This window comes from Roseburia sp. TF10-5, from assembly GCF_003462365.1.
Lineage (GTDB): Bacteria > Bacillota > Clostridia > Lachnospirales > Lachnospiraceae > Roseburia > Roseburia faecis.
The window spans coordinates 16,747-33,146 of sequence record NZ_QTYW01000005.1 but is presented as its reverse complement, the minus strand read 5'-3'; the positions used below and the strand labels follow the sequence as shown (position 1 = coordinate 33,146).

Sequence of the window (16,400 nt, the reverse complement as noted above, 5' to 3'; positions counted from 1 at the left end):
TAGCCATTATAGAGGTGCAAATCTCTGTGATGGCTATTTTTTTACCCATTTTTGGGTAATGGATGTAGAAAGAAGGTGAGAACAATGAAGATAAAGAAAGTGGATGACAAACCAATGGTCATTCACACCAAGGAGAAAGCCAAGATTCATGCCCACGAGCCAAAGGGTGCCAAGATTAAAGGCAGCAACATCTATACAGTAGAGAGAGGTCCGAAAGTGCATGATGCTAAAGCCAATGAAATGGATAAAAAAGCATCTGCAAAATTAATGCTTCAGAAAAGTGCTGGTGGAAAGCGTACTTATAGAAAGAGTACCATTCATCAATCGGAGGCTAAGGATAAAGGTCTTTCTAGGTTTAAGCGTAACATCAGAGAGTCAGGAACTTCCATCAAGACCAAGAACACCAATCTTCACATTGCAGGAAGAACAGGAGCACTTGCAGCTGGGGCAGTAACAGAACAGGTGGAAGGCGGGCATGAGGTATCGCAGGCAGCATATCTTGCATATGAAGCAAGCCAACCTGTTACCGGAACTGCTTCCAAGGGGGCAGCACTTTTCAGGAAAAAGGCGGCAGCCGAGGCAAAGAAGCGTATCAAGAAGGTAGAGGCAGGAAAGAAGCTGGCAAAAAAGACAGCAAAGAAAGCTGCCAAAGATACAGCCAAGACGGTAGCTAAAGAGACGGCAAAAGAAACAGCAAAGACTACTGCCAAGGTTGCAACAAAAACTGCGACAAAGGCAGCTGCTACAGCGGCAGGAACAGCGGTTGCACCGGGAGTTGGCACGGCAATCGGCATGGCAGCCGGATATGCTGCAGGTGTGTCCATAGAGGTCAAGGATGAAAAGATGACCAACCGGAGCAGGAAGATAAAATTCTTTCTGGATAAGATGAAAGCACAGGAGAATCAGACAGACAGCGTGGCAAAACTGGTAAAGGATCTGATTGTGCGAAAAGCGATTACCTGGGTAAAGGCAGCTGCACCGATTATCGGATTGGTGCTTTTATTACTTGTTCTTGTAGTTGCCATGATTGCGGTTCCGGTTATAGCGGTGATAGCAATCCTTTACAATTCACCATTTGCTTTATTCCTGCCACCACTTGAATCAGGAGATACCGTGCAGACAGTAACGAGTGCCTATGTGCAGGAGTTTAACCGGGATGTGAATACGAAAGTGAATGAGCATACCGGATATGATCTTGGAGAGCTTGTATATGTGGACTATGAAGGTATGGAAGAAAACCCAAGTAATTACTATGACATCATGGCAGTCTATATGGTCAAGCATGGTGTCGGAGATACTGCAACAGTCATGAATGATACTTCTAAAGGCTGGCTGCAGGCAGTTGTAAATGATATGTGTTCATACACCACAAGCACCGGAACAAAGGATGTGGAAGAAACGGATGCAGACGGCAATGTGACTACTGTCACGAAGTCTGTTCTGTATGTGAATGTAACGCTGAAATCGTACAGGGATATGATTTCGGTCTATGGGTTTAACTCTGATCATGTGGAAATGCTTGAGCAGATCATGAGTCCGGAGTTTATGGGACAGCTTGGATATGCCGGAAGCGGAAGTGGCGGCGGAGGCGGAAGTCCGGGAGTAAGCTCCATGACTGAGGATGAAATCAATGCCATCCTAAACGAAATTACAGACAGCAGGCAGAAAACAGTCTGCTCTTATGCACTTCACAGAGTTGGCTTCCCTTATAGTCAGGATTTAAGAGACAGCGGTAACTATTATGACTGCAGTTCCTTAGCCTATTATTCATGGAAAGATGCAGGCGTGGATATTAGTTACGGCGGAGCAACCACAGCAGCAGCGGAGGCACAGGGACTTGATGAAGCCAGAAAGACTGTCTCCTTTGATGAGTTACAGCCGGGAGACCTTATCTTCTACAGTTTTACTAGCAACGGAAGATATAAGAACATCAGCCATGTGGCAGTATATGTCGGAAATGGCAAGGTGGTAGAGGCACTTAATGAAAGTCTTGGTGTGGTCTACAGGGATGTGGCAAGCACAGGAAAGATTGTTGTGATAGGAAGACCATAACAGGAAATTTGCAGAGAGGGCATAGTCCCTCTCTGAGACTGGAGGTAAGAATGGATTTAAAAGATATGATACTGGTAACAGAAAACGACAGGGGAACAGAGACAAATATGCTGATGACTCTGGATGATTATAAGAGTTTTATAGCAGTTGATGACATGTCAGAGCTTGCAGACAATTTGTTGCAGCTTGGAAGAACACTTGGTGAAGCAGATAACTTCGCAGAGTATTACAGGGCAGCAAATGTAACTGTATCTGCGAGATTCTGTCTGGATGATATTCAGCTGGGACATTTTCTTCAGGGACTTTATAACGATTCCAAAGAATTTCGGTTTGATAAAGAAGCCAGTTCTTCAGAATGTGTTGCAAAGCTTAAGGAGATTGGAATGACCGATAAGGGCTGGGTGGATGATTTTAACCTGCATTATGAAATGGAGAACCGCTCATTTGAAAGGGGACAGACATTCCATAACTTCAATGACCATGATTACATGGTGCTTGAAGCATTATCACCAAGAAATCTTGTGGTGATGGATATGAAGTCAGGTTCTCTTACAATCGCTCTTGGTGCGACAGAGTATAAGCGTTATCCGAAGGATGAGAAGCCTACAAAGGACAATACCACAATGGGAGTATCGTGGGAGCATGGCATTTATCTCGGTTCCACACTCTCAACCACGAATTTCAAGGCATACAAGAGGGAGTATGGCACACCGGGAAAGATAGAGGATATCTATGATTACAGGGCAAAGCTAAAGCAGAAGTTCTATTTTTATCAGGATATGTCAAAGGATGATGATGTGCCAAAGAAGCTGCAGAATGACTTCCTTCACCAGATGTATGAGGATTTCGGAACGATTGAAGAGGACTGTTTTTACGACAGGCTGGAAGATGGAAAGTACGATGAGGGCTTTAAGGAAAGACAGGTAAAGGAAGAAAAGTGCCGGTGATGAGATTTTTACAGGAGGCGATATCATATGGAACAGGAATTTGATGTTGAGATAAAAGAAGTGCTTTCACGAGTACAGAAAGTAAAGGCAGAGTCGCTTGACGATGCCATCAATAAGGCAATGGATATGTATTATGCAGAGCAGATAGTCCTTGGAGCAGAGGACATGAAGGGAGTTGATTTTGCGCCTATCAGCGAAGGTCAGCTCCCTTCTTCATTAAAAGAAAACGGAGGAAAAGCAAGATGAAAAGTGATTCAACAACAGTAATTAAGAACATGGAGTTTTTAGTAAAGGAACTTCATAAGGAGTGGGACAGATCGGGTGCTTCTAAGGCATCCGTTATTATTTCCATTGAGGAAGTAGATGGTATCAATGATAAGTTAAAAGAGATTATCTATCAGACACAGAAGTCAGTCGATGAGGATGAGCTGACCTTTAAACAGAGCATTGCAAAGTCCAAGGAATGCTATGTGCTTCTTCGTGTGATGCGTAAGATTGCAAAGAAAAAGGATAAATGTGAAAAACAGGCAATCGACAATGAATTTGCAATCGAGCTGGATAAGGATGAGTTAAAGCTATTTAAGGGATTGTTTGCAGAGATGTTTAAGTAGAGGAGGACAAAGGTATGGGCGTTGATATGAAGGTCAAAGCGATATACGATTCTGAAATTGGTAACATCACCAGATCAGAAAAGAACTGGAAGGATGTGTTAAAGGTTGCGGGTCAGTTATACTGCTATGAATTTGACAATATCGTTATGGTAACAGCTCAGAGACCTCCGGAAAAAAGCACACTCATGGCAGATTATGATACCTGGAAAAAGGTGGGAAGATATGTAAAGCGTGGTGCGAAAGGCTGCGCCATCTTCCCGTCAAGGGCACTGAATCCACGCATGAGGTATATCTTTGATATCAGTGATACCGGAGGGAAGAATGTTAAGTTGACATGGGACCTTGAGGGAGAAAATCTTAAAGATTATGTGGATTTTCTTGTGTCAGAAGGTCAGATTGAGCAGTACGATAACAGCGACAGGGAGTCTCTAAAAAATATATTAAAACAGTTTACAGGAACAGATGTTTGGCTTATAATAAAAGAAGAGTTCGGAGACCGAATGACCGAGCTTATGCAGCTATCAGGTAGTGTGATAAAGGAAGAAAGTAAGAAACGCAATGGCTTACAGCAGGAAATGGACATGGAGCAGCTTGTATATGCAAGTGTCATGTATGCTGTAGGGACGAGATGCGGATTTGACTTATCTGTGCAAGAACAGGATTTTAGTCAGATCGTAAATATCAAAGACGAAGAGATCATTTACCGTCTTGGTTCCATTGTATGCGATGTCTCCTGTAGTGTTCTTAGAGAATTTAGTCGTAACTTAAAGGCAATCGAGAGCGAAAGGAGAATTGGATATGTTAGAAGAAATGACTTACAAGGAAGTGGACGGACTGCTTTATCCGCAGATAGAGATGCCGGACGAGACGGAGGATCTCACGAAGCTGGGCAAATACGGAAGGATGGCGATGAACTATCTAAAGGAGAACGAGCCGGCAAGATACAAGACGCTGATGAGATTCGGGAAGATGTACGAGAAGATGTCAGCGGTAGAGGAGGAAGCGAATCAGCTGTACGACCAGTTAGAGATGCAGTATCTGGCGAAGCACAAGCCACAGGATCCGTCATCGACAATGGAGATGTGGAAGATAAGAGAGCAGGCGAAGATGCAGGCAGAGGAAGTGGTACTCCATCAGATAGTGATGCGATTCCACTAGAATCGGATGATACAGAACTGAATAGGGAACTTGATGAAATCAATTCATTGGGTGTTAGTAAGGAAGCCGAATATACACAGGCTTCCTTTTTTTTCGACCAGAACGGGCAGGCAAGCATTGGCACCATTCATACTGAGGATGAAAACAATAATCAGTTTATGCGTCAGTTCGAGCAGGACAGAAAAGCTGCATTAGCAGGTAAATACAATTATCTGAATCCAAAGAAGTCAGCCACAGTACCAGGTGAGTATATCAAACAGGTGCTTATGAGAGGTACAGGTTTTATCGGTGGTAAGGGCAGGGTATGCAAGATTTTTGAAACAGAGATTGATGCAGGAACCAGGGCAAAGCGTATCAAAGCAGAATATGGTCAGGGAGGTGCAGGCTGGCCGGTTGACGGACTGGGACTGCACGGATATGACACATTTCATGGGAATGGACTGCGTTTTCAGTGGCGAGATGAGGATGGAGAGGTTGAAGGATATGTTTCGTGGAAAGATATCGAAAAAGAGCTTGGTGTCCTTATTCTTACAGGGGAATACCAGCCTGAGACACCTCGTATTGATGAGCTTGCGATGGACGGACTCCGTGAGGATGATGAGGTCATTGATGCCGAATACCGGGAAGTGGAACCGGAGGAGGCAGAATCAGAGATTGATGATTATGCAATACCGGATGAGCCGGAGAGCTATGCTTCTAACAGAGATTATGTAAGTGCAAAAGGCATGACACCACAGGAAACTGCTGATGAAGACCGCATGGTAACACAGGCAGAATATGGTGCAGAGATAGAAGCTGAAACAACTGAAAAAGATCCATCAGAGCTTAAGTATATTACACCGATTGATTATGCCAAGCGTATTGAGGAGCTTGATGAAGACCTGCGTGATACAGCAGAGATTCTTGTGACAGATTGCAGCTGCTACACTCCGTTTAGGGCATTCCTTATGGATGTGGTGCAGTCTGATTTTGCATTTATGCCCAATAAACTTGACCTTATCAGGGATATTGCATTAGGGACAGATAACGCAGAAAGAAAAGCATATTCCAACAATAAGTATGGTCTTGTGGAGTACTCAATCAGAAGCGGATATGTGAAGATCAGCTATAAGAACAGGAATGGTGTGCGTAAGGAAGGTGCACTCGATTGGCGTGAGTTATACGAGATTTTATCCTATATGGTAAAACAGCCATTTTACTGTGGAGAAGACCAGAAAAAGTATTATCAGGAGACAAAGCAGAAAGCTGACAGGGATAAGATGAATCCGGTCTATAAGAGATTCTTTGATATCGAGGATAGTGTAAGAGCCAATCGTCTTGAAACCAGGGAAAGAGCGATTGCAAATGGCTGGAATACCAAGATTGACGAGAATGGTCGTATTGTGTCAGATAATGTCGAACCAGCGTCAGTTGATGTATCTGATGATTTGCATCGAGATGACAGTCAAAGAGAATCAACCGAAGAATCTCAGTTACAGGATGAAACAGAACTGGCAGTTGCTGACAATCAGAAAAAGCACAACTTCCATTACAATCTCTGGGAAACAGAAAAAGCCGGTCCAAAAACCCGCTACCAGTGGAATATTGATGCAATCTGCACCTTAAAGCAGATTGAGGCAGAAAATCGCCTTGCCACACCGGAGGAGCAGAAAGTTCTGTCGAAGTTTGTCGGATGGGGCGGACTGTCACAGGCATTTGATGAGGAAAACGCAGGCTGGAGCAAAGAATATGCAGAGCTGAAAGACCTTTTATCTGATGAGGAATACGGTGCAGCTAGGGCAACAGTAAACAATGCCTTTTACACTTCACCGGAGATTGCCATGTGCATAAATTCGGCACTTGTCCAGTTTGGTTTCAGAGGCGGCAATGTATTAGAGCCATCTATGGGTATCGGTAACTTCTTTGGAAGTATGCCGGCACCAATGCAGAGAAGCAAGCTGTATGGGGTGGAGCTTGACAGCATTTCAGGAAGAATTGCAAAGCAGCTTTATCAGAATGCCAATATCAGTATCACAGGATTTGAGAATACCACATATCCGGATAACTTCTTTGATGTGGTTGTCGGAAATGTGCCGTTTGGCGATTACAAGGTATTTGATCCGAAGTACAACAAGTATAACTTCCGTATACACGATTATTTTCTGGCAAAAGCACTTGATCAGGTAAGACCGGGAGGCATGGTTGCAGTAATCACCACAAAGGGAACGCTTGATAAGGCAAATCCTACCATAAGAAAGTATCTGGCAGAGAGAGCAGCGCTTGTGGGTGCAGTCAGACTTCCAAATACTGCATTTAAGGATAATGCAGGAACTGAAGTGACAGCAGATATCCTGTTTTTGCAGAAGAGGGAGAGAAAGATTGATATTGAGCCGGACTGGGTACACCTTGGTGTAACTGAGAATGGCATTGCAGTCAACTCTTATTTTGCAGAGCATCCGGAGATGATGCTTGGATCTATGGAATATGACACAAGGATTTACGGACAGGACAGCAGATATACAGTCTGTGTGAATAATGATGAGAACTTCAATATGTATGAGACTCTCAATAAGGCTATCGGTAATATCAAAGCCCAGATGACAGATTTTGAGAGAGTGGCAGATGAGGCGGAGCAGACGGAGGAAGTTATCCCGGCTGATCCGGATGTGAGAAACTACACTTACACATTTTTTGAAGGAAAGCTCTATTACAGGGAAAATTCCGAGATGGTAAGAAAAGAGGTATCACAGACTGCCGAGGAGCGAATCCGAAGCCTTGATGAAATCAGACAGATAACAAGAGAGCTGATTGATATCCAGATGGATGGCTGCAGCGAGGAGGAGCTTTCTGATAAACAGAGACTTCTTAATGTAAAATATGATGCTTTTGTAAAGCAGTATGGAGCCATTACTTCAAAAGCAAACAGAATAGCTTTCAGGGATGACAGCGATTACCCGCTTCTTTGCAGTCTTGAGGAAGTAAATGAAGACGGGGAGGTGAAAAAAGCGGATATGTTTTATAAGCAGACGATTAAGGCAAAGACTGTCATAGACAGGGTTGAGACTGCTGTGGAAGCATTAAATGTATCCGTCAATGAATTTGGATATGTAAACCCTGCCTATATGCTTTCTATCTATGAGCCGGATATTACTAATGCAAAGGAAAAGCTTGCAGAAAAGTCCGGGCAGACAGCGGATGAGATAACGCTAAGTGATGATGCTTTGGCAGAGCTTAGAAGAGCAGTTCTTGTGGAAGAGCTGGACGGACTGGTTTTCCTAAATCCTGACCGTTACAACGAGAACAATCCGGACATCGGCTGGGAGACAGCAGACGAGTATCTGTCCGGAAATGTGAGAGACAAGCTTCGTGTAGCAAAGGCTATGGCAGCGGATACAGACAATCCACAGGCAGAAAGATTTGCAGGCAATGTGGCAGCACTTGAAAAGGTGCAGCCGGAATGGATTGAAGCATCAGACATTGATGTAAAGATTGGTACGACATGGATTGAGCCGCTTGATTATGAGCAGTTTATCTATGAACTTCTCAATACGCCAAGGCGGGCAAGGGCAGTCAGAAGCCAGTTTTACAATACAGGCATTCAGGTACACTTAAATAAGATGAGCATGGAATGGTTCATCGAGAATAAAAGCATGGATAAGCATTCAGTGGCAGCTACTAAGACTTATGGTACAAGCCGCATGGATGCTTATTCTATTTTTGAGGATACGCTGAATCTTAAAACTGTAACAGTAAGGGACAGGATTGATGACGGAGATGGCAGGTATCATTATGAAGTCAATAAGAATGAGACAATGCTTGCAAGGGAAAAGCAGAACATGATCAGGGAAAAGTTCAAGGAGTGGCTGTTTTCAGAGCCGGAGCGTAGACAGAAGTATGTAGAATATTACAACGAGACATTCAATAACATCCGTCTGCGTGAGTATGATGGAAGTCATTTACAGTTTCCGGGAATGAATCCGGCGATTGAGTTAAAGCCACACCAGAAAAATGCGGTGGCAAGAATCCTTCTCGGAGGAAATACCCTGCTGGCACACTGCGTTGGTGCCGGCAAATCCTTTGAGATGATGGCTGCCTGCATGGAGCAGAAGAGACTCGGACTTGCCAATAAGACAATCATGGTTGTTCCAAAGCCACTTATCGGGCAGACTGCATCAGAGTTTTTAAGGCTTTATCCGTCAGCAAATATCCTGGTTGCCACGGAGCGTGATTTTGAAAAGAGCCGCAGAAAGCAGTTTGTATCAAGGATTGCGACAGGTGACTATGACTGTATCATCATGTCGCACTCGCAGTTTGAGAAAATCCCAATCTCCGCAGAGAGAAAAGAAAGAATGCTTAACGAGCAGATTGATGAAATCAGCTATGCGATTGATGAGATGAAGGAGCGTAACGGAGAGAGATGGACTGTAAAACAGATGGAAAGCCAGAAGAAAAAACTGGAGGAACAGCTGAAATCACTAACAGATGAGAGCAGGAAGGATGACCTTATTACTTTTGAGGAGCTTGGTGTGGATTCTATCATGGTAGACGAGGCACATAATTTTAAGAACCTTGCGATTTTTTCCAAGATGAATAATGTGTCAGGTATCAGCAGCAGTGGAGCAAAGAAGTCAACAGATATGCAGCTTAAATGCCAGTATCTATCAGAGATAAACGATGGCAGGGGCATTGTATTCGCAACAGGTACACCGATATCCAATACCATGTGTGAGATGTATGTCATGCAGCTTTACTTGCAGAAAGCGGCACTTGAAGAGATGGGGATTTATCACTTTGATTCATGGGCAGCGAACTTTGGTGAAGTGACAACAGCACTGGAGCTTACTGTAGAGGGAAGCGGTTTCCGTTTTAAGAGCAGATTTAATAAGTTTACGAATCTGCCGGAGCTTATGAATATCTTTCGTGAAGTAGCTGATGTGCAGACTGCAGACATGCTTGACCTTGATGTGCCGGCTCTTCGTGGCGGCAAGCCTATTATTGTGGAGTCGGAGCCTGACTGGTATGTGAAGCAGGTCATGGAAGATTTTGTTGTGAGGGCAGAGCGTATCAGAGGCGGTGGAGTTGATCCAAGTGTAGATAACTTCTTAAAGATTACCCATGAGGCAAGACTTCTTGGAACGGATGCAAGGCTGATTGATAAGGATGCACCAAATAATCCGGATGGAAAGCTCAATAAGGTAGCGGAGAATGTCTGGAAGGAATATGAGAAAGGAAATGCCAACGGTCATATAGGCTGTCAGCTTATTTTTTCGGACATCGGTACACCGGGACCGGATAAGGACTTTACCATCTATGATTATCTGAAGGAAACTCTTATCCAGTATGGTATTCCGGCAGATGAGATAGCTTTTATCCATGATGCCAAGACAGATGCACAGAGGGATGCACTTTTTAAGGAGATGAGGACAGGTAAAAAGAAAGTTCTTATCGGTTCAACAGATAAGTGTGGAACAGGTGTAAATGTGCAGACACACCTTGTTGCAATGCATCATGTGGACTGCCCTTGGAAGCCAAGTTCCATTGAACAGAGGGAAGGACGAGGCATCAGACAGGGCAACGAAAATGAAGAGGTTGCAATCTACAGATATGTCACCAAAGGAACCTTTGATGCATACAACTGGTCGCTCGTCGAAAATAAGCAGCAATTCATCAGTCAGGTCATGACAAGCAAGGCAGTAAGCCGAAGCTGTGAGGACATCGACGAGGCAACACTTTCCTATGCTGAGATTAAGGCGGTTGCCACAGGCAATCCGCTTATTCGTGAGAAGATGGAGATTGACAATGATGTCCAGAGATTAAAGCTTTTGAAGGCATCCTATGACAATCAGAGATACGGCTTGCAGGATAACTTTATGATTAAGTACCCAAAGCTGATTAAGACAGCAACTGAAAAGCTTGCCAATGTCCGTGAGGATGTAAAGGCAAGGGATAAAGAGCTGATTGATAATCCGGAATTTGCCATTACTATAGGCAAAGCAACTTACACTGAGCGTGTGGATGGCGGAACGATGATGCTTGAAGCAATCAGCAAATGCAAGACCGGAGAGACAACTGCAATCGGTAAATTCCACGGATTTGAGCTGCTTGTGGAAAAGAACTTCCTTGGCATCAATTATATGGTGCTTCGTGGAAAGACTGAGTACAAGGCAGAGCTTTCCACAAGTCCGGTCGGCAGTATGGTGAAGTTGGAAAACCTGTTCAACGGACTTCATGAGAACATTGATTTCCTGGAAAAGAAGATTGAGCAGTATCAGAATGACCTTGAAGCATCAAAGACTGAGTATGACAAGCCATTTGCGTACAGCAAGGAACTGGAAGAAAAACTGGCTAGGCAGTGTGAACTGAATGCCCAGCTTGACCTTGAGAACGCAAAGGCTGTGGATGCAGACCTGAGCGGACCGGAGAAAGAAAGAGAAGCAGATGACAGGATGGAATCTGCAGCAATTGTAGCAGAGGATAAAGGTGCTTATCCAGCCGACAGAGAGGGCAGAACACGATAGGAGAGTGAATAATATGAGCATAAGAAAAGTGGTCGCAGGACTACTGATTACAGCAGGGATTGCCATTATGGCAGTCCCTTTTTTCTGGCGGGCAACAGGAGAAAAACAGACAGAACAGCTCATAAGTGAATTTGAGCAGACATTGGAGGATGATTACGATGAAGAAACAGATGTGGAGGAAGAGCAAACCTCCATTAGTAAAGAGGATGAAGCCATTTTTAAAGAAGGCGGTGTTATCGGTATCATTGAGATACCGGGCATAGATATCCGGTATCCGGTAATGGAAGGAACCACAAGTAAAGTGCTTAATGCCGGGATCGGTCATATAGAAGAAACAGCAGGGATTGGGGAGAGTGGCAACTGTGTATTGTGCGGTCACAATGGCAGCAGATATGGCACATTTTTTACACCACTAAGTCAGATATCCATAGGTGATGAAGTAATGATAACCGACAAAAATGGGCTGAAGCATATCTATGAGGTAACAGAGACAGAGGTAGTAAATCCGTATGATAACAGCATCAAGACACAGGGCGATGAAAAAGAACTAACTCTTTTTACCTGTTCCCAGAAAGGAACCATGCGTTTTGTGGTCAGGTGCATTTATAAGGAGGCGGTGATGGATGAATAAGAGATACCGGTTAGGTGAGATAGAAGAGGCAGTATCGGAAATGGAAGAGCTAATTGACATCGAGGATGATATTGCAGAGATTGATGATGACTTTCAGATAGTCGTAAGCGGCTGGTCTGTGTATGTCGAAAGCCTGAATCTGACACTCAGACAGGGAATAGCCTGTGTATGGGATGCAGAGGAAGGATTATTTATGCCTGATTTTGATGTGACTATCGTGCATGAGGGGGACATTGAAACACAGGAGTGGCTCTATTATGAGCAGGACGGAATGGTCGTTACACTTGGCAACTGGCTTAATGGCAGATTGTCTTGTGAACAGATAGAACAGCTTTGGTGTGAGCTTATCATACCGGAGCAAAACAAAGAACAAAAAGAAAGCGAGGAATAGCATATGAAGTATTCAATTAAGGTAAACGAAGTAAGGGCAAAAGAGGGCAGCAACATCAAAGGATTTGCAACAGTAGTATTTGGTGATTCATTTAAGATCACCAATATCGCAATCCTTGAGAATAAGGATAAGGGTGAGCTTTTTGTATCAATGCCAAGATACCGCTCCAATGAGCGTGATGAAAGCAATGGTGTGATCTATAAGGATGTGTGCAATCCTATCACAGCAGAGTTTCGAGAGGAACTCTATACCAATATCCTTGATGCCTATGCAAGAATTAAGGAACCGGAGAAAGAGGAGACACAGAAGCAGGAGCGTACACAGGAAATGCCGGAGTTTTCCGTAACTGTGACACCTTATGAGAGGGAAGGTAGTAACATCAAGGGACTTGCACGCATTTATTTTGAAAACAGTTTCATCGTAAATAATATCAATATCGTGCAGGGAAAAGAGAAAATCTTTGTATCAATGCCTTCTTATAAGACAAAGCAGGTGGATGAGCAGGGCAAGCCAATCTATCAGGATGTCTGCTATCCGGTCACAAAGGATTTCAGGGAAAAACTCTATAATGAGATTATCTCAGAATATGAGAAGGCAAAGGATAAGAGCAACGAAAAGGCGAGGGAGAGTGCCGAGAAACATCATGGCAATCCCGATAAAGAAAACGACAAAGAGGCAACACCATTTCGATAATCAGTAATCAGAGTACAGGGGCGGCCAAGGCTGCCCCATTTACAGAATGGAGGAAACAGATTGGATATGGAAGCAGGAAAAACACTTACCAATGAAGAGGTCATAAGAGAACTTCTTGAATTATTAAAGAAGAATGCCATGAAAGAGCAGGCAAATGATGTATTTGAGATATGCAGCTATGTGGATGGATTGGAGAAAAAGATTGATTCCATGACGGAAGAACTTACCAATATGCAGAAGCAGATCAAGGAAATGCAGGAGGATACGCTGGTCAATAATGCAAAAAAGGCATTATCAGAGGCACAGGAGCGACTTAATACCAGATGCAAACAGATAAAATCACAGGTGTTTCAGGTGAAAGTGCAGGTGAAATCTACTGCAAAAAGCATTGTATATGAGGCTAAGGTAAAAGGCAGAGAAGCATTATACAGAGTATCAGAGTTCTTAGGAATAAAGAATAAACTTCTGAATATTCGGGAGAATGTAAGAGGAGCAATCAGAACTACGGATAAGGATATAGCCAAAACTGCATTGCTTGGAAAAGGACTTCGTGAGGCAGGACAGACAGCAGCCAATGCATTTCGTACTTTTGCAGATAAACTGGAGGTAGATTATTCACAGAAAGAACAGAAGCATACAATAACTAAAGCAGTGCTTGCACCGATGAAAGCAGTAAATAATGTGCTTGTATCAATGGAACTTCATCTGGACGCTTCGATTGATAAGCTGGATAATCTGGCAATGAATGTGCAGATAGATAAGGAAAAGCGTATGGAGAATACGAAGAGTGAGGAGCAGAATGTACCTGACAGGGAAGAAGCAGAGTCGGAGAGAGTCAATGCAGAGATTGTGTATGTTCCGATGGTAGCTGAAGCACATGAATATCAGTATAATGCCGATGCATTTGAGGCTAGAGGTGGTGCTGATGTGAAAGTGGGGACAGCAGAGAAAGTATCGAAGGTAAGAGAAGATAAAGCCAGATAGTAATTGGGGCGTGGGAGAATATCCTGCGTCCCTATTTTATTGATTCTACACTATTGTCATCGCTACGGCAGATTGTTATATACATGTGGCATTTTATAATAAATGACACACGTAATTGCGTAATAATATAATTGTGCGAGGGGAGTAGATAAAAATGAATGAGCACCTATCAGCATTTGTGGGATACCTGACAGATAAAGAAAAATCGAAATCAACGATTGAAAGCTATACCAGATATGTCAAAAAATTTTTGAAATATGTGGATGGAAATGAGATAACAAAGGAGCTGGTTATGCAGTACAGGGAGCTATTGGAGCGTAAAGGCTCTGCGTATTCCACGATTAACCTGATACTTATTTCCATCAATTGTTATTTTTTGATATTAGAATTTGATTTAAAGATAACTGACTGATAATCATGTATTATCAGTCAGCTAAGGTAGACCAGAGGTTAAAAATTAAACTTATTTCGTGGATGTTTTGTTGTTAATATGTTTTTTTGCTTTGCCATAGTGACATGAGTGTAAATCTGAGTTGTATTGATAGAACTATGACCAAGCATTTCCTGAATATATCGAATGTCAACATCTGCATCTAACAGTGAGCTTGCAAATGTACGGCGGAACATATGAGGTGTAATATGCTGTTCAATAGCAGCAAGAGGAGTGTATTTGTTAATCATTCTCCGTACTGTTTGATCTGACAAAGGAGTGCCTGACGGGTTTACAAAAAATGATTAGATTGATTTCTGATGAATATATGTTTTTATATTCAAGCAATATTTTTTTGAGATTTGTATTTTCAGCAAGCAGAGAAAACAATGATTAAGGATAATGCAACAAAGAATGAGCCTGCAAAGAGCGGAAAAAGCCGATAGAGAAAAGTCCTCTTGAATTGAATTAAGGTTTGATTCAAGGGATTTTTTATTTGGATGGTCATTTTCTGCAAAAACGGGACACATTCTGCAAGGGATATTGTTAATACAATATAAATTTGCTATTGTAAAAATAAGCATTTTTGCTTGAAAAAAATGAATATTAAGGAGGCTCTTATGAGAACAAAAAAAGTAGTAAGAAGATTTTTGGCAATGGTAATAGTGATGACACTTATGCTAACAACTTCAATGACAGTGTTTGCTGCAACAGGAAACCGTACATATAAGGCGTCGTCAAAAATGACAATAGTTCTTAATCCGGGACAAAGAGGAGATTCTAATACAGTTTCTATTAGAGTATCTGGATTGCCGGAAGATGCTATTATTACAAAATTAACCGTAAACACAGGAACAATGTCTTATTCAGGAGCAGTTGTATGTAACTCTTTAACAATTTCAAGTTCAAATGGAAGAACGGAACAAATTGGATGGACTGGACAGGCAAACAAAACATTGACAACGAGTAAATTTCTTGCGTCAGCAGCAAATGGCACATATACAATTTCATTTAACGCTACAAATATGAGTTCTTTAAATTTGGGAACAAAATCATATCAACCATCAATAACAATATATTGGGATGATGAGTTTTAATCCTACGTGGTTCTGCTGCTATTTGAGGAGGTGATTTCAATGAATGTAAATTTGAACAGTATTTCATTGCAACAGAGAAAGTTTTCGGGAACAAATAGCATAGGTGGAATACATTTACCGGATTTTAATGATAAATATGTGTTTTCAAAAAAGAAAAGTAACACTAGCAATGCAGAATACAAAAAGCAAATAGCAGAGCAGGCTTATGAAGATTTTAAAAATGGACAGTTTCAAAATAAATCAGAAGGTTTTAATAAGCTTATGAAAAAGTATACATCTGAGGTGTCACCAGACAGAAAAGGTATTATTACGTCTGGTCTAAAGGCAGTTTCGAGAAACAAGCAGAGTGGACTAAAACCGATAGATTTACTTGCAACAATCCTTGAGGGAAAAGTTAAGTACCAAAGAATGCCGTCTGGTCAAACTGATTATATTGAATTTTATGACAAGAATGGAGAAATGGTGGCAACTTATTCCAATAATGGCTGGACGATGTATACAACAAATGCAGAGGCAGCTCGACAGACTGAAATGTGCATGATTTATAATGAAGCATGGGGAAATGCTAAAAGAGGCATTCCGTTGACTGATAGTGGTTCAGTAAATTCTGACAGTTTGCAAAATGCATTTGATGTACAGGCATAAAAACATGTAAAGAAATCCTCCTGACAGGACTAAGGTTGGACTCAGGAGGATTTTTATTTTGCTAGTTTTTTTGGACGGTCATTTTTGCAAAAACAGGTCACTTTCTATAAGGTGTCTTGTTATTAAGTATGCTTACAAAATTTGAAACGGCAAAGATCGACAATCAGTATAATGATAGATAGCAGATCCTCTTGAAGTATATTATAAATTACTTTAAGGGGATTTTTTCTTTAAGATAAATATTGACTGTTAATGATATATTAT

At 42.2% G+C, this 16,400-nt stretch carries 12 protein-coding genes and 1 pseudogene; 12 read left to right on the top strand and 1 reads right to left on the bottom strand.

The window, feature by feature from the left end; genetic code table 11:
* Positions 1-114 precede the first annotated feature (114 nt).
* The 10 genes from DXD06_RS06605 (at position 115) to DXD06_RS06560 (ending at position 14,376) form a co-directional block, all read left to right on the top strand.
* On the top strand, positions 115-2,052 hold the full coding sequence (locus DXD06_RS06605) for a C40 family peptidase (protein WP_117831227.1): 1,938 nt from the start codon (positions 115-117) through the stop codon (positions 2,050-2,052).
* 50 nt (positions 2,053-2,102) lie between these two features.
* Positions 2,103-2,999 carry a hypothetical protein gene (locus DXD06_RS06600; RefSeq protein ID WP_117831117.1) on the top strand — a complete coding sequence of 299 codons (897 nt, stop codon included), beginning with the start codon at positions 2,103-2,105 and terminating at the stop codon, positions 2,997-2,999.
* A gap of 27 nt (positions 3,000-3,026) precedes the next feature.
* Positions 3,027-3,245: a DpnD/PcfM family protein gene (locus DXD06_RS06595; protein ID WP_004611546.1), complete on the top strand. Its 219-nt coding sequence runs from the start codon at positions 3,027-3,029 to the stop codon at positions 3,243-3,245.
* Positions 3,242-3,610: a hypothetical protein gene (locus DXD06_RS06590; protein WP_117831116.1), complete on the top strand. Its 369-nt coding sequence runs from the start codon at positions 3,242-3,244 to the stop codon at positions 3,608-3,610. Before DXD06_RS06595 ends, DXD06_RS06590 begins: the two co-directional genes overlap by 4 nt.
* A 14-nt stretch (positions 3,611-3,624) precedes the next feature.
* Positions 3,625-11,265: a helicase-related protein gene (locus tag DXD06_RS17805; RefSeq protein WP_117831115.1), complete on the top strand. Its 7,641-nt coding sequence runs from the start codon at positions 3,625-3,627 to the stop codon at positions 11,263-11,265.
* 13 nt (positions 11,266-11,278) lie between these two features.
* Positions 11,279-11,896 carry a class D sortase gene (locus DXD06_RS06580; RefSeq protein WP_117831114.1) on the top strand — a complete coding sequence of 206 codons (618 nt, stop codon included), beginning with the start codon at positions 11,279-11,281 and terminating at the stop codon, positions 11,894-11,896.
* Complete coding sequence (locus DXD06_RS06575; RefSeq protein WP_117831113.1) at positions 11,889-12,287, top strand: hypothetical protein; 399 nt, start codon at positions 11,889-11,891, stop codon at positions 12,285-12,287. The genes DXD06_RS06580 and DXD06_RS06575 overlap by 8 nt, the downstream gene beginning before the upstream one ends.
* A 3-nt stretch (positions 12,288-12,290) precedes the next feature.
* Complete coding sequence (locus tag DXD06_RS06570) at positions 12,291-12,980, top strand: SpoVG family protein (protein WP_117831112.1); 690 nt, start codon at positions 12,291-12,293, stop codon at positions 12,978-12,980.
* A gap of 66 nt (positions 12,981-13,046) precedes the next feature.
* Positions 13,047-13,964 (top strand): DUF6674 family protein, encoded by a 918-nt coding sequence (locus tag DXD06_RS06565; RefSeq protein ID WP_117831226.1) that lies wholly within the window; start codon positions 13,047-13,049, stop codon positions 13,962-13,964.
* Positions 13,965-14,118: 154 nt separating this feature from the next.
* Complete coding sequence (locus DXD06_RS06560) at positions 14,119-14,376, top strand: phage integrase N-terminal SAM-like domain-containing protein (protein WP_117831111.1); 258 nt, start codon at positions 14,119-14,121, stop codon at positions 14,374-14,376.
* A gap of 38 nt (positions 14,377-14,414) precedes the next feature.
* Here DXD06_RS06560 and DXD06_RS06555 read toward each other — a convergent pair.
* Positions 14,415-14,696 (bottom strand): annotated as a pseudogene (locus DXD06_RS06555) (tyrosine-type recombinase/integrase); the annotation flags it as partial.
* Between the two features lie 318 nt (positions 14,697-15,014).
* Between DXD06_RS06555 and DXD06_RS06550 the strand changes: the two are divergent.
* Together DXD06_RS06550 and DXD06_RS06545 are read left to right on the top strand one after the other, a co-directional pair.
* Positions 15,015-15,491 (top strand): hypothetical protein, encoded by a 477-nt coding sequence (locus tag DXD06_RS06550; RefSeq protein ID WP_117831110.1) that lies wholly within the window; start codon positions 15,015-15,017, stop codon positions 15,489-15,491.
* Between the two features lie 39 nt (positions 15,492-15,530).
* Complete coding sequence (locus tag DXD06_RS06545) at positions 15,531-16,136, top strand: hypothetical protein (RefSeq protein WP_117831109.1); 606 nt, start codon at positions 15,531-15,533, stop codon at positions 16,134-16,136.
* Positions 16,137-16,400: the final 264 nt, after the last annotated feature.